20 protein-coding genes are annotated in these 23,768 nt (G+C 65.4%); 13 read left to right on the forward strand and 7 right to left on the reverse strand.

Features of this window, described 5'->3' with window-relative positions; all coding sequences use genetic code 11:
- Window positions 1–71 precede the first annotated feature (71 nt).
- Window positions 72–698 (reverse strand): TetR/AcrR family transcriptional regulator, encoded by a 627-nt coding sequence (locus tag ACZ60G_RS00115; protein WP_465805901.1) that lies wholly within the window; start codon window positions 696–698, stop codon window positions 72–74.
- 154 nt (window positions 699–852) lie between these two features.
- Here ACZ60G_RS00115 and ACZ60G_RS00120 point away from each other — a divergent pair, with 154 nt between their 5' ends.
- The 7 genes from ACZ60G_RS00120 (at window position 853) to ACZ60G_RS00150 (ending at window position 10,195) form a co-directional block, all read left to right on the forward strand.
- Window positions 853–2,220: a flavin-containing monooxygenase gene (locus ACZ60G_RS00120; protein ID WP_465805903.1), complete on the forward strand. Its 1,368-nt coding sequence runs from the start codon at window positions 853–855 to the stop codon at window positions 2,218–2,220.
- A gap of 10 nt (window positions 2,221–2,230) precedes the next feature.
- Entirely contained in the window at window positions 2,231–3,370 is a 1,140-nt protein-coding gene (locus ACZ60G_RS00125; RefSeq protein WP_465805905.1) for a serine hydrolase domain-containing protein, read from the forward strand.
- A complete protein-coding gene (locus ACZ60G_RS00130) occupies window positions 3,370–4,410 on the forward strand; it encodes an NAD(P)-dependent alcohol dehydrogenase (RefSeq protein WP_465806698.1) in 1,041 nt (346 codons plus the stop codon). The genes ACZ60G_RS00125 and ACZ60G_RS00130 overlap by 1 nt, the downstream gene beginning before the upstream one ends.
- A gap of 20 nt (window positions 4,411–4,430) precedes the next feature.
- A complete protein-coding gene (gene casG, locus ACZ60G_RS00135; protein WP_465805907.1) occupies window positions 4,431–6,110 on the forward strand; it encodes a steroid-24-oyl-CoA synthetase in 1,680 nt (559 codons plus the stop codon).
- Window positions 6,111–6,114: 4 nt separating this feature from the next.
- Window positions 6,115–7,857, forward strand: coding sequence for an N-acyl-D-amino-acid deacylase family protein (locus ACZ60G_RS00140; RefSeq protein WP_465805909.1), 1,743 nt, complete (start codon window positions 6,115–6,117; stop codon window positions 7,855–7,857).
- A 111-nt stretch (window positions 7,858–7,968) separates the two neighbouring features.
- Window positions 7,969–8,832, forward strand: coding sequence for an alpha/beta fold hydrolase (locus ACZ60G_RS00145; protein WP_465805910.1), 864 nt, complete (start codon window positions 7,969–7,971; stop codon window positions 8,830–8,832).
- A gap of 76 nt (window positions 8,833–8,908) precedes the next feature.
- On the forward strand, window positions 8,909–10,195 hold the full coding sequence (locus tag ACZ60G_RS00150; RefSeq protein ID WP_465805912.1) for a DoxX family protein: 1,287 nt from the start codon (window positions 8,909–8,911) through the stop codon (window positions 10,193–10,195).
- A gap of 1 nt (window position 10,196) precedes the next feature.
- On the opposite strand, the gene ACZ60G_RS00155 is transcribed toward ACZ60G_RS00150, so the two are convergent.
- Window positions 10,197–10,670 (reverse strand): STAS domain-containing protein, encoded by a 474-nt coding sequence (locus tag ACZ60G_RS00155; protein WP_465805914.1) that lies wholly within the window; start codon window positions 10,668–10,670, stop codon window positions 10,197–10,199.
- 144 nt (window positions 10,671–10,814) lie between these two features.
- On the opposite strand from ACZ60G_RS00155, the gene ACZ60G_RS00160 reads away from it, so the two are divergent.
- The 3 genes from ACZ60G_RS00160 to ACZ60G_RS00170 all read left to right on the forward strand — a co-directional run bounded on the left by ACZ60G_RS00160 (window position 10,815) and on the right by ACZ60G_RS00170 (window position 13,782).
- Window positions 10,815–11,858 carry an ABC transporter substrate-binding protein gene (locus ACZ60G_RS00160; protein WP_465805916.1) on the forward strand — a complete coding sequence of 348 codons (1,044 nt, stop codon included), beginning with the start codon at window positions 10,815–10,817 and terminating at the stop codon, window positions 11,856–11,858.
- A gap of 80 nt (window positions 11,859–11,938) precedes the next feature.
- Window positions 11,939–12,904, forward strand: a complete 966-nt coding sequence (locus ACZ60G_RS00165) for a FecCD family ABC transporter permease (protein WP_465805918.1) — start codon at window positions 11,939–11,941, stop codon at window positions 12,902–12,904.
- Window positions 12,901–13,782 (forward strand): ABC transporter ATP-binding protein, encoded by an 882-nt coding sequence (locus ACZ60G_RS00170; protein WP_465805920.1) that lies wholly within the window; start codon window positions 12,901–12,903, stop codon window positions 13,780–13,782. The genes ACZ60G_RS00165 and ACZ60G_RS00170 overlap by 4 nt, the downstream gene beginning before the upstream one ends.
- 236 nt (window positions 13,783–14,018) lie before the next feature.
- Here the strand turns inward: ACZ60G_RS00170 and sigC are convergent, their stop codons facing one another.
- Window positions 14,019–14,585, reverse strand: a complete 567-nt coding sequence (sigC, locus tag ACZ60G_RS00175) for an RNA polymerase sigma factor SigC (protein ID WP_465805922.1) — start codon at window positions 14,583–14,585, stop codon at window positions 14,019–14,021.
- 66 nt (window positions 14,586–14,651) lie between these two features.
- Between sigC and ACZ60G_RS00180 the strand changes: the two genes are divergently transcribed.
- Together ACZ60G_RS00180 and ACZ60G_RS00185 are read left to right on the forward strand one after the other, a co-directional pair.
- On the forward strand, window positions 14,652–15,395 hold the full coding sequence (locus tag ACZ60G_RS00180; RefSeq protein WP_465805924.1) for a zf-HC2 domain-containing protein: 744 nt from the start codon (window positions 14,652–14,654) through the stop codon (window positions 15,393–15,395).
- A gap of 14 nt (window positions 15,396–15,409) precedes the next feature.
- Window positions 15,410–17,668 carry a heavy metal translocating P-type ATPase gene (locus tag ACZ60G_RS00185; protein WP_465805926.1) on the forward strand — a complete coding sequence of 753 codons (2,259 nt, stop codon included), beginning with the start codon at window positions 15,410–15,412 and terminating at the stop codon, window positions 17,666–17,668.
- A 1-nt stretch (window position 17,669) separates the two neighbouring features.
- On the opposite strand, the gene ACZ60G_RS00190 is transcribed toward ACZ60G_RS00185, so the two are convergent.
- From ACZ60G_RS00190 to ACZ60G_RS00200, 3 genes are all read right to left on the reverse strand, one after another.
- The gene (locus ACZ60G_RS00190) at window positions 17,670–19,625 is read right to left on the reverse strand and encodes a cytochrome c oxidase assembly protein (protein ID WP_465805928.1); all 1,956 of its coding nucleotides are present in this window, start codon (window positions 19,623–19,625) and stop codon (window positions 17,670–17,672) included.
- A gap of 123 nt (window positions 19,626–19,748) precedes the next feature.
- A complete protein-coding gene (locus tag ACZ60G_RS00195; protein WP_465805929.1) occupies window positions 19,749–20,033 on the reverse strand; it encodes a hypothetical protein in 285 nt (94 codons plus the stop codon).
- Between the two features lie 124 nt (window positions 20,034–20,157).
- The gene (locus ACZ60G_RS00200) at window positions 20,158–20,460 is read right to left on the reverse strand and encodes a cytochrome P450 (protein ID WP_465805930.1); all 303 of its coding nucleotides are present in this window, start codon (window positions 20,458–20,460) and stop codon (window positions 20,158–20,160) included.
- A 275-nt stretch (window positions 20,461–20,735) separates the two neighbouring features.
- Here ACZ60G_RS00200 and ctaD point away from each other — a divergent pair, with 275 nt between their 5' ends.
- On the forward strand, window positions 20,736–22,481 hold the full coding sequence (gene ctaD / locus ACZ60G_RS00205) for an aa3-type cytochrome oxidase subunit I (protein WP_465805932.1): 1,746 nt from the start codon (window positions 20,736–20,738) through the stop codon (window positions 22,479–22,481).
- Between the two features lie 6 nt (window positions 22,482–22,487).
- On the opposite strand, the gene ACZ60G_RS00210 is transcribed toward ctaD, so the two are convergent.
- Entirely contained in the window at window positions 22,488–23,765 is a 1,278-nt protein-coding gene (locus tag ACZ60G_RS00210; protein ID WP_465805934.1) for a glycosyltransferase 87 family protein, read from the reverse strand.
- Between the last annotated feature and the right edge of the window lie 3 nt (window positions 23,766–23,768).

Raw genomic sequence — 23,768 nt, forward strand, 5'->3', positions numbered from 1 at the left:
TGATATGGCGGTCGAATGCGGCGTGGGCGACCACCATTCAACTACGTTCGACGGAACCTCGCGCCCAGCAGCTAGGTCGGTTCGGGGGCTTGCAAGGCCGGGAACCAGATGTCGGTGAGGACTTCGGCGGCTTGCTCGGCGGAGACATCGATGGTGCCTTGCATGGCCCAGCGGGTGAAGAAGCGTTCCAGTTGGGCGACAAGGAGTTCCACGCGTAGGCGCGCCTCGTCGCGACGGTCTTCGGGCCAGCGAGCGAGGTAGGAGGTCATGGCATTGGGCAGGGCCAGAATGCCGTGGCGGGCGATTTCACGGAATTCCGGTTCCAACGCGGTGGCCTCGTCCCAGGCGGGCAGCAGGTCCTTGTATTCGTGGAACCAGGCGATGGCGCGGGTCACCCAGTCCACGAATTCCGCGCGGGAGCCGGTGTCGAGTACCCGGTCCAGATCCTCGTAGAAATGCAGTGCGGTCGGCGCGGTGCTCTGTTCGGCGATGGCGCGCAGGATCTCCAGCTTGCTGCTGAAGTGCAGGTAGAAGGTGGCGCGGCTGCAGCCGACGGCGGCGGCGATGTCGTCGACCCGGACCGCCGCATAACCCCGTTCGGTGAACAGCGCCTTGGCGCCGTCCATCAGTCTGGCGCGGGTCTGCAGCTTCTGTTCGTCGCGCAGGCTCAGTCCGGGCGGGTTCGACTTGGTCGGCATGGTAGACATCATGTCATTCACTAGACACCAAGTCTAGCCAGTGCTAATTTGTTGCCTACGTCACTCCACGTGCCGCAGGCGGCGCGGGATGGTTCGCCGCACCGGATCCGGTGCCGCCCACGTGACGGCAATCCTTCGGACGAGGACTACGGAATTGACTCACAGCAATCTGCCCCGGGTATGCGTCATCGGCGCGGGCCCCTCCGGAATCACCGCCGCAAAACGCCTGCAGGACTTCGATATTCCCTTCGAGGTCTTCGAGGCGAGCGATGAGGTCGGCGGTAATTGGTACTTCAAGAATCCCAATGGGATGTCGGCCTGCTACCAGTCGCTGCACATAGACACCAGCAAGTTCCGGCTCGCCTTCGAGGATTACCCGGCGCCCGAGGAATGGCCGGACTTCCCGCACCATTCGCAGCTGTTCCAGTACTTCAAGGATTACGTCGACCATTTCGGCTTCCGCGACAAGATCCTGTTCAATACCAAGGTCACCGCGGCCGAGCGGCAGGACGACGGCAGCTGGCTGGTCACCGCCAGCGATGGCCGCACCCGGGCTTACGATGTGCTGGTCGTCTGCAACGGCCACCACTGGGATCCGCGCGTTCCGGACTACCCTGGCGAATTCGACGGCGTGCTGATCCACAGTCACGCCTACAACGATCCGTTCGATCCGGTGGATATGCGCGGTAAGAAGGTCGTGGTTGTCGGCATGGGCAATTCCGGTCTGGATATCGCCTCGGAACTGTCGCAGCGCTTCGTCGCCGAGAGGCTCACCGTTTCCGCGCGCCGCGGGGTCTGGGTGCTGCCGAAGTATGTGAACGGCAAGGTCGGCGACAAACAGAGTGTGCCGCCGTGGATTCCGCGCAAGGTCAGCCTGAAACTCAAGCAGCGCTTCGTGCGCAAGTTCCGCGGCGATATGGAGTTCTACGGACTGCCGAAACCGGATCACAAACCGTTCGAGGCACATCCGTCGGCGAGTGAGGAGTTCCTGCATCGCGCGGGCTGCGGCGATATCGCCTTCAAACCGGCCATTACGGCACTGGAGGGGCCGCAGGTCCGCTTCGCCGACGGCAGCACAGAGGAGGTAGACGTAATCGTCTGTGCCACCGGCTATCACATCAGCTTCCCGTTCTTCTCGGATCCGAAGCTGGTGCCGGACGAGCAGAACCGCATCCCGCTCTTCAAGCAGATGATGAAGCCGGGTGTGGACAATCTGTTCTACCTCGGTCTGGCCCAACCGCTGCCGACGCTGGTGAATTTCGCCGAACAGCAGAGCAAGTTGGTCGCGGCCTATCTGACCGGTAAGTACCTGCCGCCGTCGGAGACGGAGATGACTGCCGAGATCGCGGCGGCCGAACAGCGTCGCACCGGACGGTATTACAACTCGCCCCGGCATACGATTCAGGTCGAGTTCGAGCCCTATGTACGCGATATGAATCGGGAAATGGCGAGGGGCGCAAAGCGGGCGGCTGCCGCTGGCAATGCGTTGCCGGTGCCCGCCAGGGCGCTCGAGAACGCGTGAGGGCGGCGCGATGACGACGTCAGGATTCTGTACGGACGAATTCGCCGGTGTGCGAAAAGAATTGGCTGACCAGATCGCTTCGGGCGAGGAGCTCGGGGCATCGATCTGCGTGACCGTCGACGGCGAACCGGTCGTCGATATCTGGGGTGGGCACCGCGATCTCGAGCGGACCGTGCCCTGGACCGAGGACACCCTGGTCAACGTCTTCTCCATCACCAAGACCATGACCGCGCTGTCGGCGCTGCTGCTGGTGGACCGGGGCGAGCTGGATGTGCAGCAAAAGGTCGCACACTACTGGCCGGAATTCGCCGCGAACGGCAAGGGCGATATCGAGATTCGCCATCTACTCGGCCACACCTCCGGAGTCTCGGGTTGGGAGCGGCCGATCGAGCTGGCCGATATATACGACGCAGAGGCGGCGAGCGCGCGGCTCGCGACCCAGCCGCCGTGGTGGGAACCGGGCACCGCATCGGGCTATCACGCACTGAACTACGGGCATCTGGTCGGCGAAGTGATCCGTCGAATTACGGGCCGCACCCTCGGCGAGTTCTTCGCCGAAGAGCTCGCCGGACCGCTCGATGCCGATTTCCATATCGGCACCGCACCCGAAAATCATCACCGCATCGCACCACTCGTCCCGCCGCCGCTGCTGGAATTCGATATGGCCGCGCTCGATCAGGACAGCATCCTGGTCAAGACGCTCACCAGTCCCCTGCTCGATATTCCGGAGGCCAATAGTGCCGCATGGCGGAGGGCCGAGATCGGTGCGGTGAACGGACACGGCAATGCGCATTCGGTGGCGGCGGTGCAGTCGCTGGTCGCCTGCGGTGGCGCGCTGCGCGGGCGAAGGTTGTTGTCGGAGAAGACAATCGATCTGATCTTCGAACAGCAATCCGACGGTGCGGATCTGGCGCTGCTGCTGCCGCTGCGCTTCGGCCTCGGTTACGGACTCCCCCAGTCGCAGACCGCGCCGGAGGTGCCCGACGGGAAGGTCTGCTGGTGGGCCGGATTCGGCGGCGCCATCGTGGTCAACGATCTCGATCATCGAGTCACCTTCGCCTACACCATGAACAAGATGGCGCCGGGACTCATCGGCTCCGATCGTGCGAATACCTATCTGCGCGCGGTGTTTTCGGTGGTGCGCGGATGATGCGGGCACTGCAGCTCACCGAACCCGGTGTGCTCGAACTGCGCAAGGTCGCGGTGCCCGCGATCGGGCCGACGGATCTACTGCTGCGCGTCGGTGCGGCGGGTATCTGCCATTCCGATCTGCATGTGCTGCATATTCCGTTCAAGATGCGCGAGGATCCGCTGACGCTCGGGCACGAGGTGGCGGGCACCATCGAGGCGGTCGGCAGTGATGTCGGCGGTCGGGTGGTCGGTGAGCGCGGCATTGTCTATCTGTGCTGGTCGTGCGGCGTCTGCCGAGAGTGTGTGAGCGGCAATGAGAATGTGTGCCTCGCCGCCGGACGTACTGCCATGCCGCCGTGTCCCGGACTCGGTCCGGATGGCGGTATGGCCGAGTACATCCGCATCCCCGCAAGCTCTTTCGTGCCCATCGGGGAGCTGGATTTCCTGCAGGCCGCGCCACTGGCCGATGCGGCGCTGTCCAGCTATCACGCCATCAACGGCGCGCGTGAGCAGTTGTACCCCGGTTCTGTTGCGGTGGTTATCGGGATCGGTGGACTCGGCCATGTCGCGGTGCAGATACTCACCGCGACCAGCGCGACGCACGTAATCGCCATTGACGTGAGCGAGGACAAACTAGCTCTGGCCGCTCGCTGCGGTGCGGCCGAGGGTTTGCTCTCCGGCGCCGATACCGCGCGCGAGATCCTGGACCGCACCGATGGCCGTGGTGCCGACGCGGTCTTCGACTTCGTCGGTGTCGATGCGACCGCCAGGCTGGCGGTGGAATCGGTTGCCCCCAATGGCGCGTACCGCATGATCGGGCTCGGCGGCGGTGCACCGGAGATCACGGCTGGACCGGCGGGCGGGCCGGGCTGGCCGTGGGGCGCTTCGATCCGAAAGTCATATGGCGGCACCAAATCCGACCTGATCAACTCCGTTGCCCTGGCCCAGTCAGGTCGGCTGACCGTTGAAACCGAACGCTTCGATCTGGCGGACGGCCGCGCGGCCCTCGACCGACTGGAGCGCGGGCTCATTACCGGCCGCGCCGTACTTGTGCCCTGAACTATGAGGAAGTTCCTTCTATGACAAAGCCTTTCGATCCGCAGGCAATGGCCGCACAGGCCGTTGCGCGGCTGACCGGTCCCGGCGGACCATTCGAGATGACGGTCGAAGATGTACTCGGCGCGCCGATTCCGGTGATCAAGGACCGGGCGCGCTCATTGCGCGAAGTGGTCGCGGCCTCGGTCGCCCTGGGTGATCGCGATTACCTGGTAACCGAGGACCGGCGGATGTCCTATGCCGGGCATGCGGCGGCCGTCGGCGCGCTGGCACGTGCGCTGCGGGACCGGTACGGCGTCGAAAAGGGCGACCGGATCGGCATTCTCGCGGCCAACACCCCTGAATGGGTGGTGACGTTCTGGGCCGCACAGACGCTCGGTGCGATCGCGGTCGGCTACAACGCCTGGTGGATGCCGCGCGAAATCGCCTACGGCCTCGAGCACACCAGCCCGAAGGTCCTGATCGTCGATGCGAAACGCGCGGGTCAGGTGGCGCAGCTCGACGTTCGGATCCCCGTGCTCACCATGCAGCACGACCTGCCCGCACTGATCGCCGAATTCGGCGACGGCGAGCTACCGCATGCTCCGGTGGACGAGGACGATCCCGCGGTCATCCTCTACACCAGCGGTACCAGCGGCCGCCCCAAGGGTGCGGTGCATTCGCATCGAAACCTGGTGGCGGTCATCGACTATCACCGATTCAACGACGCACTCGCCGCAGCCTTCCAGGGCGGCGCCGACGACGGCAGTCCGAAGGGCCGCCGCTTCCTGCTCACCTCCCCGCTGTTCCACATCGCCAGCCTGCACAATCTGGTGCTGCCGCGCATGGCGACCGGCGATACCGCCGTCATCTATCAGGGCGCGTTCGATGCCGAGCGGATACTGCGGCTGATCGAACGGGAGCGGATCAGCAACTGGGGTGCGATGCCGACCATGGCGAGCCGCCTGCTCGAAGTGGATCTGTCGAAGTACGATCTGACCTCGCTGGCCGCCTTCTCGCTCAACTCGGCGCCGTCCTCGGCGGCACTGCAACAGCAACTGCGCGAACAACTTCCGGTCGCCAAGACCGCGCTGGTGACCAGCTACGGCATGACCGAATGCAGTACCGCGGCGACCATTGCCGCACCGGCCGAACTCGCCGCCTTCCCGGATACCGTCGGCCGCCCGGTGATCGGAGTCGACCTGCAGATCCGCGATGCGCTCGGCGAACCCGTCGGCGAGGGCGTCGAGGGTGAGATCTGGGTACGCAGCCCCTATGTGATGCTCGGCTATTGGGCGGACGAGGCCGCGACCGCAGCCGCCATCACGCCCGAGCGCTGGTTGCGCACCGGCGATATCGGGGTCCTGGAGCAGGGCCGACTCCGATTGTCCGGCAGGCGTTCGGATCTCATTCTGCGCGGTGGCGAGAATGTCTACCCGACCGAGGTCGAGCAGTGCCTGGACGAACATCCTGCCGTCCGCGAATCAGCCGTCGTCGGACTGCCCGATGACGATCTCGGCCAGGTGATCGCGGCCCTGGTTGTCGTCGAGAATGCTTCCGCCACAACGGAACAGGAGCTGGCCGAATTCGCGAAGCAGCGCATCGCGTACTACAAAGTGCCCGCGAAGTGGCGGATCACTACAACGCCCCTGACCCGCAACGCGACCGGCAAGGTCGTGCGAGCCGGGATCGCCGAAGCCCTGTCCGATTCCGCCGCGGAGTGAAGTCATGTACGACACGATCATCAAAGGCGGACGGTGGTTCGACGGCACCGGCTCGCCGTCGGCCATCCGCCATCTCGGAATCCGGGCAGGTTCTATAGCCACAGTTTCGGCCGAACCGCTCGACGAGGCCGACTGCCCGCACGTCATCGATGCCGCCGGGAAATGGGTGCTTCCCGGCATGATCGATATCCACACCCACTACGACGTCGAGGTGCTGCAAAGCCCGGCGCTGGCCGAATCCATTCGACACGGCATCACCACCGTGCTGCTCGGGTCGTGCTCGTTGTCGACGGTGCACGTCGACGCATCGGACGCCGGTGATCTGTTCGGCCGGGTGGAGGCCATCCCGCGCAAACACGTCATCGAGGCGATGGCCGAAATCAAGTCCTGGACTTCTGCACACGAATATGTCGAGGCACTGGAGGCACTTCCGCTCGGACCGAACCTGGCCGCCTTCATCGGACATTCCGATATCCGGGCTGCCGAGATGGGACTGGATCGCGCCACCCGCAAGGAGATTCGGTCGACGGATGCCGAATTGGCCGCCATGGCAGCGAAACTCGATGAGGCATTGGACGCGGGCTTCGTCGGCATGTCCTCCCAACAGTTGCTCTTCGACAAGCTCGACGGCGAGGTCTGCCGCTCTCGCACCCTGCCCTCGACCTATGCGACCTCTCGGGAACGGCGCAGGCTCAATGCGATCCTGCGCCGTCGCGGCCGGGCATTACAGGGCGGTCCGGATGTGGCCCGGCCGCAGAGTCTGGTCGCGATGGCGGCCAGCAGCCTGGGCATCTTCCGCAAACCGCTCAAGGTCAGCCTGCTGTCCGCGGCCGATATCAAGGCAATTCCCGCTGTCGCCCAGATCTTTCCGTTGATCGCGCGGGTGCTCAATCGGCTGGGCGGCGACTTCCGCTGGCAGCATCTGCCGGTGCCGTTCGAGGTCTACTCCGACGGTATCGATCTGCCGGTCTTCGAGGAATTCGGTTCGGGCGCGGCGGCACTGCATCTGTCCAACCAGTTGGAGCAGCGCCGGGAGCTACTGCGCGACGAAGGTTATCGACGCCGATTCCGCAAGGATTACGACAAGAAGTTCGGGCCGCGGGTGTGGCATCGCGATTTCTTCGACGCCGAGATCGTGGAGTGTCCGGACGCTTCGGTGGTCGGCAAGACCTTCGGTCAGGTCGGACAGGATCGCGGTGGCCTGCATCCGGTGGACGCATTCCTGGACCTGGTTGTCGAATACGGCGGCAAAGTGCGTTGGCGCACAACCATTTCCAATCATAGGTCGCAAGTGCTGGACAAATTCGCCGCCGATCCCGGTGTACAGCTCGGCTTCTCGGATGCGGGCGCGCATCTGCGCAATATGGCCTTCTACAACTTCGGGCTGCGGTTCCTGCGCCGGGTGTACGACGCCGAGCGCGCGGGTCATCCGTTCCTGTCACTCGAACGTGCGGTGCATCGCGTCACCGGTGAACTCGCCGATTGGTACGGCATCGACGCGGGCCATCTGCGTCCCGGCGACCGCGCCGATCTGGTCGTGATCGATCCCGCACATCTGGACGAGACGGTCGAGGCCTACGCCGAAGCACAGATCGCTGTATTCGACAACCTGTCGCGCATGGTCAACCGCAATGACGCGACGGTGGTCGCGGTGCTCGTCGGCGGGGAGTACGTCTTCGGCGGAGGCGTGGCGGAACCGGTCCTCGGTGTCCGCCGCACGGGTCGCTTCCTCCGGGCGGGTGCCTGACCTGGCCGTACCGACCGACCGCTGGACAATTCGCTTCGCCGCCGGATCCGCGCTACCTTAAGTGTTACTGGCGAACACAGGTGTTCGCCTATCCACTCGCAAGGAGGCGGCGTGGCGATCTTCACGCATCGCGGTCGGGATGTCGTCTATGACCGTGTCGGCAGCGGCGCACCGGTCATCCTGCTGCACAATGCGGGCGCCCAGCGCCACATCTGGGACGATCAGGTCGGCGAATTGCAGCACGAGCACGAGGTATTCGCGCTGGATCTGCCCGGTTACGGCGAATCCGACCAACCCGCGGACGGCTATCACCTGGCCGATTACGTGCGCATGCTCGAGGCCTTCCTGGCCGAACAGGAACTCACCGATGTCGTGCTGATCGGCAACTGTCTGGGGGCCGCCACCTCACTGCGCTATGCGATGACGCATCCGGACAACGTGCGCGCTCTGGTGCTGTGCAACCCCCTGACCTGGAACACCATGCTCGCCGGACGCCAGTCCGGACTGGCCTGGGTCGATGCCAGACTCCCGCTGGCGCCGGTGGCCCGCCGGGTGGCGCTGCCGGATGCGGTCATCTCCCGGATCGTCGCCGACCAGCTCGGTGCGAAAGGGCGGCGGCGCGATCTGCACCACTCGCCGCGTCTCATGGCGTACTGGGGCGACAAGGGCCGGTTGCAGGCGCTGCACGGCCTGGTGCAGGACTTCCCGACCTATGCCGACCTCGATGTTTTCACCCCCGGCCCGGGATTCCCGCCGATCTGCACCATTTGGGGCGAGCAGAACCGCATCCTGTCGGCACGCGCGGGCACCCGGCTCGACGACACACTGCATCCGCACACCCGAATTCAGCTCACGGAATGCGGTCACCTGCCTATGGTGGAGGATCCAGAGACCGTAACGAACATCATCACCACCTTTCTGTCCAGTCCGGAGGTACGGCCGTTCGGCGCGACAGAACACCCGGTCAAACCTTGATTCCGGGTGTTGATCTTGTTGTTTGACGGCGCCGATCGCGGTTACCCGAACCTCAGCCATCGAGGAAAGGGACGTCATGTTGCTACGCCGATTTGCCCGACCACTGCTGGCGACCGCGTTCGTCGCCGACGGGGTCGACGCGCTGGTCCACCCCGAGCCGCGCACCCAAGCGGCATCGGCCCTGGTCCAGCAGGGACAGCAGTCGCTGCCCGACAATATCGCCGCGAAATTGCCAGCGGATCCCGGGACGTTCGTACGGATCAATGCGCTCACCCAGGTCTCGGCCGGTGTGCTGCTCGCCCTCGGTAAGTTTCCGCGCCTGGCCTCGCTCACCCTGGCCGCGACGGTGATTCCCGCGACGGTCACCGAACAGGATTTCTGGGCGGAAAAGGATCCGGAACGCAAGGCGGCCAAGCGCAAGGCCTTCGTCAAGGATGTGAGTCTGCTCGGCGGTCTGATGATCGCCAGCGCGGATACCGAGGGCAGGCCGTCGCTGGGCTGGCGTGGCCGACGTGCCGCGAGCAATGCCACGGCGGCGGTTTCGGCCGCATTGCCGTTCACCGCAACGGATTCGGCCACCGGCGACGCATTGCGCCGCCGCGCACACGATGCCGCCGTACGGGCCCGCGAACTCGGCGACGTCGCGCAGGAGCGGGGCTCCGATATCGCGGAGACGGTCAAGGAACACGGTCCGGAATGGGCCGAGCTGGCCAAGGAACGCGGCGCGAAGTGGGCCGAGAAGGCGGCGGAACTCGCGGAGCTCGCCAAGGAACGCGGGCCGGAAATCGCCGCGACGGCGCGCGAGCGCGGTGTGCACCTCGCCGAACTCGCCAAGGAACGCGGCCCGGAACTCAGTTCGACCGCACGCGAACGCGGCGCCGAACTCTCGGGCAAAGCACAGAAGCGTAGCGCGCGGTGGGCCGAGAAGGCCCAGCACCGCGGCATCGAGCTCACGGAACTCGCCAAGGAACGTGGGCCCGGAATCGCCTCGACCGCACGCGAACGCGGTGCGCACCTCGCCGAAATGGCCCAGCACCGCGGCACTGAGATCGCCGAAATTGCCCAGCACCGCAGCGCCGAGATCGCCGAAATGGCCCAGCACCGCGCCGCCGAGATCGCCGAACTCGCCAGGGAACGCGGGCCGGAACTCGCCTCGACCGCACGCGGACGCGGTGCCGAAATCTCGGAAAAGGCACAGAAGCGCGGCGCACGGTTGGCCAAGAAGGCGGAGCGGCGTGCGAAAAAGGCGCAGCCGCGGGTCGACAGGGCCCTGCGCCGTCTCGACAAGGCTGAGGAGCGGGCGGCGCTGGCACAGGAACGGATCGCGAACGCGCGTGCCCGCGTGGAGGCGCGGTTCCGCTGAATCACGCGGACCCTACATCGGGGCCGGCACATCCCGGTGTAGGGTCCGCGAGCGCCGCGGCCAAGGAGCCGACGCGGCGGAAGTTCGTGGCGAGTCCGGTGAGCTCGATGGCCCGATCGACACAGCGCACCGTGGTGATCAAAACCATTCGGCGGTCGGCCTTTTCGGCCGCCGCCTGGGCCTCGATCAGGGTCGCCAGTCCGGCGGCGGCGAAGAAGGTGACCGGGGACAGGTCGACGACCATGATCGAGCCCCGAGAACCGAAGGCGCGCAATAGTTTGTCCCGTAGCCGCGGCGCGGTCCACAGATCGACCTCACCCGTGACGACCACCAGCGTGACATCTCCACGCGGATGGCTCACCCTGAATTGGATGATCCGAGCTCCGGGCACGGTCGAAATATCGACGCGCTCACCGTGTTCCGTTTTGTCACGGTCAGCGGGTCTACCTGCCGGATAAGCGAAATGGGTCGACATGCGCTGGCTCCTGCGGTCCGGTCGGACCTGTCACACAAGTCAAGCAGGGTCGGCCGGGTCTGTACAGGGATCCTGCGCGTCGCACGGTAACGGATGCGAAAAATTTCCGGGAACCAAGGCGTGGCACCGTACGACTAAGTATTCATGCAGCACACAGCACTGCTGGCCTTGGCCGTTGGCACCATCGCTGTCACCGGATGTTCGACCACAGTCACCGAATCCGTGCCCACCGCACCCGCGGCCGCGACCGAGGGCGTCACGAAATATCCCGTCACCGTTGAGAACTGCGGTAAGAGCTACACCTTCACCGAGGCACCGAAGCGGGTCGTGGTGATGAACGGCGGCTCCATCGGCGAGGTTTCGTCGCTGGTCGCGCTCGGTGTCGCGGACCGTATCGTCGCCAACGCCCAGTCCTACGGCTCATCCGATGTGTCCGGCCGCGCCGATGCCATCGCGGCCCTGCCGACCGGCGATATCACGCCGAACAACCTGCAGGACATCCCCCGAGAGGCCATGCTCGCCCAGCATCCAGATCTCGTCATCTCCACCGGAGGCGGCGGCTTCTCCGCCGATCAGGGTTTCGCAACCCGCGCCGAGCTGTCCAGTGCGGGTGCCAATACCTATGTGCCCCGGTCTAATTGCGGTGTGACCGGCGCGGTCACCGGCATGCCGTCCATCGAGGACAGTTACGCGATGCTGCGCGATTTCGGCACGATTTTCGATGTGCCCGATCGCGCCGCGAAGCTCATCGATGACATCAAGCGCAAGGTTGCCGAGACATCCGTGCGGGTGGCCGGACAGCCCAAGAAGAATGTGCTGCTCATCTTCCCGGGGATGGGTATGGGCGACGGGGGCGACTTTTCGGCCGTTGCGGCGGGCGGCATCTGGAACGACATTATCGAACAGGCCGATGCGGTGAATCCGTTCAATCGGACGGATGGAACTACTTTCGTGACGATCAGCAAGGAACAGCTCGCCGTCACCCCGATCGACGGACTCATCGTGGTCGACTACCGCAATCCCGATATCGATGGCGCGGCCAAGCGGATCCTCGAGCAGTTCCCGCAGTGGACCGCGAGCAAGAACACCAACTACACGGTGCTGTCGGATTCGATCTACCTCGGACCGAGCAATGACATCGCGGTGGACAAGATCGCCAGACTCGTACACCCCGAACAGTTCGCATGACGAATACGCTTCGACGACGGCGGTTACCGGCGACGATACCCCTGCCTTCAGCGATTGCCGTCTCGCTGACAATCCTGTTCGTGGTCATGCTGGTATCCATCGGTGCGGGAGCGGTCACGGTCTCGATCGCCGATACCTGCCGAGTCGTCCTCGCCCACTTATCGGGTAAGTCACCGGATGTCGGGTTCACCGTCGACCAGATCGTCTGGAACTATCGCCTTCCCCGGGTCATCCTCGCCGCACTCTGCGGTTGCGGCCTGGCGATTTCCGGCGTGATTCTGCAAGCGCTGGTGAACAATCCGCTCGCCGACCCGTATGTGCTCGGTTTGTCCTCCGGCGCCTCGCTCGGCGCGGTGACCGTGATCGTCACCGCGGGTGCCGCACTCGGCGGTATCGGCGTTTCGGCCGCCGCGTTCATCGGCGCAATCGGCACCGCCGCAGTGGTTTTCGCACTCGGACAGCGGCGCGGCAGCCTGGCTCCGACTCGTCTGGTTCTCGCCGGTGTCGCCGTCGGATACCTACTGCTGGCGGCGACGAACTACCTTCAGTTGCGTGCCACTCCGAACGAGCTACGCGCGGTGATGTTCTGGACCATGGGCAGTGTCTCCGGCGCGAGCTGGTCCCGGCTCGGACCGGTGACGCTCGTGGTCCTCGTGGTCGTCGCCGTTGTGCTGACCTTCGGTCGACGCCTCAATGTGCTCGGCACCGGCGATGAACAGGCGACCGCGCTCGGCGTCGATGTCCGCACCACCCGGATCATTTTGCTGGTGCTGGCCTCCCTACTCACCGGCGTGCTGATCGCGGTGGCGGGCGGAATCGGCTTCGTAGGCTTGATGATTCCGCATCTGATACGACTGGCTTTCGGCATGGACCACCGTCGGGTACTCCCCCTTGCCGCTCTGCTCGGCGCGGCATACCTGGTCCTGGTCGACCTGCTGTCACGAACCATCGACGCCCCCAACGAACTCCCGCTCGGCATATTCACCGCTGCCTTCGGCGCGCCGTTCTTCCTCTGGCTACTCCGGCGCGAAGGAGGCCCCGCATGACCGGGCACCTCGCCCATACACCGGGCACCCCGCGCACTGGGTGCCCGATGGAGACACCGGGCGCCCGGATCGCCGAGTTGTCGATGGTGGGGGTGACGATCACATTCGGGGGTGCACGGGTGCTGGATGGGGTGACGTTGCATGCGCCGCCGGGGGCGTTCGTCGGGGTGGTGGGGCCGAACGGGAGCGGGAAGACGACGCTGTTGCGCACCATTTATCGCTCGCTGCGGCCGGAGCGCGGCACGGTGCTGATCGACGGCACCGATATCCGTGCGATGTCGGTGCGCGCGGCGGCGCGCACCACCGCTGCGGTGCTCCAGAATGGTTCGGGCGCACCGGAATTGACGGTTGCCGAGCTGATCGGGCTCGGCCGCAATCCGCATCATGCGCTGTTCAGCCGGGATACCGCCGCCGATCATGCGGCGGTCGCGGATGCCATGGCGCGCACCGGTGTCACCGACTACGCCGAACGCCCGATCGGCTCGCTATCGGGGGGTGAGCGTCAGCGAGTGCTGCTGGCCAGGGCGCTCGCACAGCAACCGCGCCTGCTCGTCCTCGACGAACTGACCAACCATCTCGATGTGCGCGCCCGATTCGAACTGCTCGACTTGGTCCGCTCGACCGGCATCACGACGCTGGCCGTGCTGCACGAATTGGGTCTGGCCGTGCGCTGCTGCGATCAGCTGGTCGTGCTCGATCACGGGAAGGTCGTCGCGGCGGGTGCGGTGCTCGAGGTCATGACGCCCGAGCTGCTGCGGGATGTCTTCGGTGTCAACGCCACTGCCGAGCTACACGATGACGGCGTTGTCCGATTGCATTATGCCGCACAGCCTTTGGCCGCCCGCCAAACAGCCGCTCCCCGTGCGGATTCATATTGACCGGAAGCCCGAAGTCAACCGTTCCCATTTACCGGCGATCCGATTGCGTTACGCCACAGAGCCTTTGGTCGCATAGCACACAGCCGCGCCCCGGTGGAGATTCGTAGCCGGCGGAAGCCGGAAGTCAGCCGTTCGCGCGGCCGCCTACCGACGACCGACTGCATCACGCCGCACAGTCTTCAGCCGCCCGCGAAACAGCCAGTCCTCGCTGAGGATTCGCACCCAGCGGAAGCCCGTCAACCGTTCGCGCGGCGCTTACCGCCGAAGCGCGTTGCGGCAACGAGCTCCTCGCGGGCGCGTGCTACTCGGGACCGCACCGTCCCCACCGGACACCCACACACCGCCGCCGCCTCGGCGTACGACAACCCGAGCACCTGCGTCAGCACCAATGCCTCGCGCCGCTCCACGGACAAGTCCTCGAGCAACAGTTTGAGTTCGACAATGTCGGCGAGCCCATCGTGCCGCCCCACCTGACGGTCGGCCGCCGCCACCCAATCGACACCCTGCGCGATACGCGGCCGGGCCACAGCCATTCGCACCTGGTCGACGACGACGCGACGCGCGATGGACAGCAACCAGGTCCGGGCGCTGGAACGACCCTCGAAGCGCTTGATGCTGCCCAACGCGCGCAGATAGGTCTCCTGAGTCAGATCATCGGCACGCGACAGCTCGGTGAGATGGGCCAGCAACCGCCAGACATCCTTCTGGGTGGCCCGGATAAAAGCTTCCAGGGCTCGTCGATCCCCACGCGCCGCCGCTAGTGCCAGCTGAGTCGTCTCGTCATCCTCGGCGGGCGTCGGCATGGGCTCGAGAATAACCCGTGCGCAACCCCTGGGAACTTTGTGGTTCTGGCAGACGACAATCTGGATGTGGAGTGCAAGGTATGCCGGACCGCGCTGTCGGCCCGGATCGATGGCGAACGCGAAACCGTGCCCGCGGCGCGCGTCGACGAACACCTGGAACAGTGCGCGCAGTGCTGTTCCTGGTACGCGGCCGCCGTGGAAACCTCGCGCCTGCTGCGCGGCGGTTCGGCGTACGCACCCGACCTCACCGACGCTATTTTCGCCGCCGCCGATTTGGAGCGCCCGCGCAGATCGAGGTGGCGGACATCACTTCCCGGCATCGGCTTATCCGAGTGGACCCGGCTGCTGCTCGGCCTGCTCGGTGTCGTGCAGTGCGGGCTGGCAATCGGTCAGTTCGCCGGATTCGACTTCGGTATGACCCATCACCACGGCGCCGAAATGACCCGGCACCTGATGAACGAGTCGACGGCATGGAGCCTGGCGATCGGCATCGGATTCATCTACTGCGCGCTGCGGCCGTCCGCCACCTCCGGTGTGCTCCCGGTGCTCGGCGTGCTGGTGACAGCGCTCACCGCCTTTGTCATCGGTGATCTGTATTCCGGTGTCGTGCCGATCTCCCGGGTGCTCTCGCACGGCATTCTGGTCGCCGCGCTGGTGCTGGTCGTGGTGGTGCATCGCACCCGCCGCCCGGAAACCTCACCGCCGGCCCGGACCAGCAATCCCGCACCCACCGAACTCGTCCTGCCGCCCGGCGCGCGATTCGGCCGCCGCACCGGCCATCTCCGCTCCACCCAAGATCCTGCCGCCTGAGACCGAACGGAATCATGACAACTGATCTCGCCACCCGTCCCGAGGCTGCGACCACTCGCATTTCGCTCGCCGTATCCGGAATGACCTGTGCCGCCTGCGCGAACCGAGTGGAACGCAAGCTCAACAAGGTCGACGGCGTACTCGCTTCGGTGAACTATGCGACCGGCATCGCCACCGTCGATGCGGCCGAGGATATTTCGGCTGACCAGCTCTGCGCCGAGGTGGTCGCGGCGGGTTATGGCGCGGAGCCGATCACCGATAGCACCGGACCCGTATCCTCCGCCCCCGAGAATGCGGCGGTCCGGGATCTGTTCCGCCGCTTGGTCGTCGCGCTACTGCTGTTCTTTCCCCTCGCCGATCTGTCGGTGATGTTCGCGATGGTCCCGGCCACCAGGGTCACCGGCTGGCAGATCATCCTGACCGTGCTGGCGCTGCCGGTGGTGGTGTGGGCGGCCGCGCCGTTGCATCGAAAAGCGTTGGCGGGTGCGAAGAATTTCACCGCGAGCATGGACACGCTGGTATCGGTCGGCGTGACGACCGCGACGCTGTGGTCGCTGGACACCATGTTCCTGCACGCGGACCGGACCGACATCCCGGACGGCGTATGGGACGCGTTCTGGTCCGGCGATTCGATCTACCTCGAAGCCGCCGCGGGCGTCACCACATTCGTGCTCGCCGGACGGTATTTCGAGGCGAAGGCCAAGCGGTCGGCGGGCAGTGCGCTACGGGCGCTCGCCGCGCTCGGCGCCCGCGAGGTCACGGTGCTGACCCGCGACAATCGCGAAATGCGGGTCCCCATCGGCGAACTCGTCGAGGGCCAGCGGTTCGTGGTTCGCCCCGGTGAGACCATCGCCACCGACGGTCTCGTGGTTTCCGGCGAGTCGAGCGTGGATGCCGGCGCCATGACCGGCGAATCCATTCCGGTCGAGGTGACCGAGGGGATGGCGGTGATCGGCGGCACTACCGCACTCACCGGTCGGCTGATCGTGGAGGCGGCCGCGGTGGGCGCGGATACGAAACTCTCCGGCATGATCCGATTGGTCGAGCAGGCGCAGACCGGGAAGGCGCGCATGCAACGCGTGGCCGACCGGGTCTCCTCGGTCTTCGTGCCGTTCGTCTTTGCCGTGGCGGCAGGCGCTTTCGCAACCTGGTGGCTGCTCGGTTCCGGTGTGGACCGGGCCGCCTCGGCCGCCCTCGCGGTGCTCGTTGTCGCGTGTCCGTGCGCGCTGGGGCTGGCGATCCCGACCGCGCTGATGGTGGCCTCCGGGCGCGGTGCGCAACTGGGCATTTTCATCAAGGGACATCAGGCGCTCGAGGCCACTCGCGATGTGGACACGGTGGTGCTGGACAAGACCGGGACCGTCACCAACGGCGTGATGAGCGTCGTCGGGATGACAGTGACGGATTCGGTGACCGAGGACGAGGTGCTGCGACTGGCGGGTGCGGTTGAGTCGGCCTCCGAACATGCCGTTGCCGCAGCCATCACCCGGCACGCCAGGACCGTGCTCGACAACCTTCCGGAGGTCGAATCCTTCACAGCGCTACCGGGTTTGGGTGCGCGCGGTCTGGTGGCGGGTCGCGAGGTGATGGTCGCCCGCCTGCGTCTGCTGAACGATCGCGGTATCGATGTGCCGCAGACACTGAGTCGTGCTGTGCGCCGAGAGGAACGCGCGGGACGCACCGTGGTGCTCGTGGTGATCGACGGTGCGGCCCACGCGGTGATCGCGGTCGCCGATACCGTGAAGGACACCGCAGCCGATGCCATCGCCCGGCTGCACGCGCTCGGTCTGCGCGTCATGATGTTCACCGGTGACAATGCCTATGCCGCACAGTCGGTCGCGGATGAGATCGGCATCGATGAGGTTGTCGCCGAACTGCTTCCGGAGGGCAAGGTCGAACTGATCGCCCGCATGCAGGAGCAGGGCCGCCGGATCGTCATGGTCGGCGACGGCATCAATGACGGCGCCGCGCTGGCCACGGCCGACCTCGGCATGGCCATCGGGGCGGGTACCGATGTCGCGATCGCGGCCGCCGATGTCATCCTGGTCCGCGACGATCTCGCGGCCGTCGCCGATGCCATCGGACTCGCGCATGCCACCCTGCGCACCATCAAGGGAAATCTGGTGTGGGCCTTCGGTTATAACGTGGTCGCCATCCCCGTGGCCGTACTCGGCCTGCTGAATCCGTTGATCGCCGGTGCGGCCATGGCGTTCTCGTCGTTCTTCGTGGTCTCGAACAGCCTGCGGCTGCGGCGGGTTCGGTTCGCGCGCTGAATCAGCGACGCGACTGCGCCAGCTTCTCCAACATGGCGTTGTAGGCGGCGAGTTCGGAGTCTCCGTACTCGTCGTCCTTGCGATCGGTGCGCACCGCGGTGCGGCGATCCTGGGCCACCCACTGGGTCAGCAGCGCACCGACCACGAGCAGGATCGGGATTTCGCCGGAGACCCAGGCAATGCCGCCACCGACCCGCTGGTCGGCCATCAGGTCCATATGCCAGGGCAATTGGAGTTGTTCGTAGAAGCGCTCGCCGATGACGGTGTTCATCGACATCACCGCGACGCCGAAGAAGGCGTGAAAAGGCATGATGGCGAACAACATACCGAGCCGACCCAGATGCGGCAGGCGGCGCGGACCCGGGTCGATGCCGATGATGGCCCAGTAGAACAGATAGCCGATGATCAGGAAGTGCACGTTCATCAAGACGTGCCCCCAGTGGTAGCGGATCAGGTTCTGGAACAGCGGCGTGAAGTACAGGCCGTAGAGCGAGAGCACGAATGCCGTGATCGCGGTGCCGGGGTGGGCCAGGATCGCGGTCGGGCGGGAATGCAGAATCCACAGCACCCATTCGCGCACACCGGGAACCGCGTCCTTGGTTGCGGCGGGGACGGTGCGCAACAGCAGAGTCACCGGCGCACCGAGCACCAGCAGCACCGGCACGAACATATTGAGCGCCATATGCGTGATCATGTGCATGCTGAACATGGCATAGCCGTAGGTGCCGATGCCCGACGATGTCGAAATCAGCAGGGCCGCACAGCCAGTCGTCCACGACAGCGTGCGCCATGGCGACCAGGTGTCGCCGCGCCGCCACATCCGCAGCACCCCGGTGGCGTACAGCACCATACCGGCCAGAGCGGCAGTACCGAGGACGATATCGAAGCGCCACATGGTCATCAGCCGCCAGACGTCGGCCTGCCCCGGCAGATCGAAACCGAGAAATACCTCCTGCGCGGTGAACGAGCGATCGGCGAAGGCCGGAGCCGGTTGGACGGCCATCGACACCAGTGCGGCCGTCGCCACTACGGACAGCGTGCCGGTACCTGAGATCACGGTGCTCGAAACATGTTCGGCGGTAACCCTTCTCAGCATGATCGCGATGGCGACCGCCGATACGACGACCACCACGGCGAGTCGACCGTAGCCGGTGCTGAACAGCGCCGACCACGGCAACAGGATGGCACCGAGCACCAACCCGCTGAGCGTGGCCGCGGCGAGACACAACGACCCGATGAGCACGTATCGCCGAACCGCGGTCGCTACCTGGAAACCGTTGCGCCGCACCTGCGCCGCCACACACCACGCCAGCCCCGGCAGCACCGAGACCGCCAGTTGGAAGATGATCATCGCGCCGGTGCCGAAGTCGTGATTCGGCCCCTCCCCGGCATTGCCGACCATTGCGGGCGGTAGTACCGCGATCAGCGCCAGCACGGTCGGCACCACCAGTCCGGTCCACGCCAACGTCAGCCGCGTCACCAGCGCGACGACACCGGCCAGCACCGCGACCACGATCCAGGCCTTCGGCTTCTCGCTCGCATCGATCAGCGCGCCGATCGCGCCCCGCTCCAGCACGGCACTCATCGACAGCCCACCCGCATTCGCCGCACTCACCGGAATCAGGACCAGCGCCGAGACGAGCCACACCGGACTCGCCCGCTCCGCCACCCGGACCCCGGCATACCCGTCCACGTCGACCCGGCCGCGCGCGGTGACAACGGTGCAGCACAGCGCGTAGATCAACGCGCCGAGGGTGAGCGCGCCCGCCAGCGCGGCCACCAGCCGCAGCGCGACATAGAGCAGGACATCCAGGAACCCGGGATAGGCGATACCCGCCGACCGGTAGGGCATATCGCCGGCCGCGAGCACCGAGAGCAGCGCGAGCGCACCGGCGACGAGCGCCGCGATCAGCCAGAAGAGGTGGTCGAGCGAGCGCTTGACCTGCACGTATTCCACCAATCCTCGGTACCGAATGGGCAATGGAGGAGCCGGCCCTCGCACACAGGTCGGCCGCGGCCCGATGCTGGTTCCCGGGCCGCAGACGATGCGACGCAGCTCACATCGCGGATCCGGCAGGCGTCACAGCCGGACGGCGACGGGATACATGGCACCGAAGGTGTCCGAGAGCGCACCGCAACCGGCGCAACGGAATCGCACGCCCATGGCGAAGAAACCATGGATGCGGAAATAGCAGGTGTCGCACATGAGGTCGACGCCGCTGCGCTGGCAGCAGGGACGTTTGCGGATATGCCATTCGGCGCGATGTCGGCAGGGCACATTGTCGAAGCGGAAGGTGCAGCCGGGCAGTGCGTCCAGCGATTCGATGACATCTTCGAAAAACGTTGGGGCCGTTGCGGTATCCATCGGCAATGCCCTCCCTGCGGCTCGATCCGAATGCGGTGACCATGTGCGTCCCCACACTCCGGACAATCGTTAGCCAAGCGTTAGCCGTTACTCGTGATATGCGGCACACCAACGCTTGCGGCGTTCACAGCGTCACCGGATCTTGTGTGCGGGCCGAACCGAACGCAACCGGAATACGCTGGTAGCCACGCAAATTCGCCAATTCACGGTGCGGCGCGTCACCCACGATCCGAAGACCCGGGAACCGCTCGTACAAAGTCCGCAGGGCCATCGCGCCCTCCATCCGGGCCAGGCCGGCGCCGAGGCAGGCATGCACACCGCTGCTGAACGACAGGTGGTCCTTCGCATTCGGGCGGTCGATATCGAAGGTGTTCGGGTCCGCGAATACCGCCGGATCCCGGTTGGCGGAGCCCAGCAGCGAGACCATCTCCCCTTCGGCGCCTGCAGCCGAAGAAACAGTCCCGGCGTGCCGTGCGGCATCGCCCATCGCATCAAGCTCTCATTGCGCTCCCCGCGTCCGGCGATTACGTGTTTCCAAGCTACGGCGCGCGTGACCGGCGCACATCCCACCGTGGTCGCAGCCGGACTCATACCGTGGCAGCAGACACTACGGCGGCAATGGGGAAAACCGCGCACGTCGGAGATAGAAAAGGCGCATAATCCGGACAAGGCTGCTCGGCGATCGGAAGGTGGCGACGGCCCGTGAGTACCACTACTCAACTAGAGGTAGTTCGGCCCTATCCACAGCGGGTCGGACCGAAGGGCTCCTATTTCTGGAAAATGATCACGACCACCGATCCGAAGGTGCTCGGGGTCATGTATCTGACCACCGCGATGACCTACTTCTTCATCGGTGGTCTCATCGCGCTGCTGATGCGCGGCGAGCTGGCCCGCCCAGGTATGCAGTTCCTGTCGACCGAGCAGTTCAACCAGCTGTTCACCATGCACGGCACGATCATGCTGCTGTTCTATGCGACCCCGATCCTGTTCGGCTTCGCCAACTGCGTGCTGCCGCTGCAGATAGGTGCGCCGGACGTGGCGTTCCCCCGGCTCAATGCTCTCAGTTACTGGCTGTACCTGTTCGGCGCGACCATCGCCACGGCCGGCTTCGTCACGCCCGGCGGCGCCGCCGACTTCGGCTGGACCGGTTACACCCCGCTGAGCACCATCGAGCACGCACCGACAGCGGGTGCGGATCTGTGGATCATGGGCTTGGCGGTCTCCGGTGTCGGCACCATCCTCGGCGGCGTCAATATGATCACCACGGTGATCTGCCTGCGTGCCCCCGGCATGACCATGTTCCGTATGCCGATATTCACCTGGAATATCCTGGTCACCAGCATCCTGATCCTGCTCGCCTTCCCGATTCTGACCGCGGCGCTGATGGCGCTGGCCTTCGACCGTCACCTGGGCGGGCACATCTACGACACGGCCACCGGCGGAGTCCTGTTGTGGCAGCACCTGTTCTGGTTCTTCGGACATCCCGAGGTGTATATCGTCGCGCTGCCATTCTTCGGGATCGTCACCGAGATCTTCCCGGTATTCAGCCGCAAGCCGCTATTCGGTTACACGACGCTGGTGTATGCGACGCTGTCCATCGGTGCGCTGTCGGTGGCGGTATGGGCGCATCATATGTTCGCCACCGGAGCCGTGCTGCTTCCGTTCTTCTCGTTCATGACGTTCCTGATCGCGGTGCCGACGGGCGTGAAATTCTTCAACTGGATCGGCACCATGTGGCGCGGCCAGCTGACCTTCGAGACGCCGATGCTGTTCTCCCTGGGCTTCCTGGTGACGTTCCTCTTCGGTGGCCTGTCCGGGGTCATCCTGGCCAGCCCGCCGCTCGACTTCCACGTCACCGATAGCTATTTCGTGGTCGCACACTTCCACTACGTGCTCTTCGGCACCATCGTCTTCGCGACGTTCGCGGGCATCTATTTCTGGTTCCCGAAGATGACCGGCCGATTGCTCGACGAACGACTCGGCAAGTGGCACTTCTGGACCACACTCGTCGGCTTCCACCTGACCTTCCTGGTGCAGCACTGGCTGGGCGCCGAAGGCATGCCGCGCCGCTACGCCGACTACCTGCCCGGCGACGGATTCACCGCGCTCAACACGGTTTCCACCATCGGCGCATTCGTCCTCGGTGCGTCGATGCTGCCGTTCATCTGGAACGTGTTCAAGAGCTACCGCTACGGCGAAGTTGTCACCGTCGATGATCCGTGGGGCTACGGCAACTCGCTGGAGTGGGCCACCACCTGCCCGCCGCCGCGGCACAACTTCTACGAACTGCCCCGAATCCGGTCCGAGCGACCGGCATTCGAGCTGCACTATCCGCATATGGTCGACCGCATGCGCAGCGAATTGCACGTCGGCTGGGGCTCGGGCGCCAGACACGCCGCGGCGGTCGCAGAACAGGACAGGGCGGAGGCTCCCGCATCGGAGTCCTGACGCTGGTTATCGCGCCACGGCGGGTAGCGCGTCACGTGCCGAACGTCGCAGCTGAACGGCGGCGGCCGCGAATAATGCGAGTGTCAGCCAGATGTATCCGTTGTGGACGAATGTCGCGAGGTGGCTCCCCGCGGGATAGTCGTAAATGCTGCTCATCGTCGGGTCGAAGAAGGCGATCACACCACCCGATGCGACCGCCACCGCAATGAGCAGGCCGATCGACGCGACCACACCGCGCCTGCGCAGGGCGAGATCAGCCAGATAGACCAGCAGCGGCGCGAGCCAGACCCAGTGATGAACCCAGCTGTACGGAGACACGGCGGTGGTGGTGAGTCCGACCAGTACCACCGCGGGCAGTTCGTATCCGGTCGACGACAGTCGGCGTGCCAGGTACAGGCAGGCCGTCGCGATGACGAAAGCGCCTGCCAGCCAGAGCAATTGGTGCACACCCTCGACGCCGACGGTCCGCGCGAGCAGGCCGCGCAGAGATTCGTTGCGTGGGTTCTCCGGTACACCGACGCGCTTGGGGTCGGCGAATGCGCCGCTCCAGAAGGTCAGCGAATCCTTGGTCATGGCCGAGAGACCGATAAGAACGGTCGCCACGAACGCGCCCATGGCAGTGACGGCGGCCCGATACCTGCGGGTGACCAGCAGATAGACCACGAAGAAGGCGGGGGTGAGTTTGATGCCTGCCGCAATCCCGGTCAGCACGCCCTTCCAGCGCGAAGTATCCGGCAGTGCCATATCGGCGATGACCAGCAACAGCAGGAAGATATTGATCTGACCGAAGGCCATGGTCTCGCGCACCGGCTCGCACCACATCAGCAGTCCGGCAATCGGCACGCCCAGCAGCACCAGCCGCAGGTCGCGCCGATAGCCGAGCATCGACAGCGCCGCCCACACCGACGCCGTCAGCATGGCGAAGTTGCCGAACGCGCCGACATAGGTGAAGACGTCACCGTGCAGATTGACCAGCGGCACGAACAGCAGCGCGGCGAACGGCGTGTAGACGAACTCCCAGACGCCGCGGGTGTGGCCCAGCAGTGGCGTGTCGTAGATGGAGGCGCCGTCGACCACCCGATGCCCGGCGATCTGATAGACGCTCAGATCCATCAGATGCATCATCACCTGCATCGTTTCGCGCACCTGGTGGATGTAGTACACACCGGCGACCGTTCCGAGGATCGAGATAACCCAGAACGCGGTTGCGGGGATGGTGCGGCGTTCGGGCTCGGTCGGCGCCGCGTTCGGCGCCACCACATGATCGATCGTCGATACAGGCACGCT

It is taken from the genome of Nocardia sp. NPDC102475, assembly GCF_055584605.1.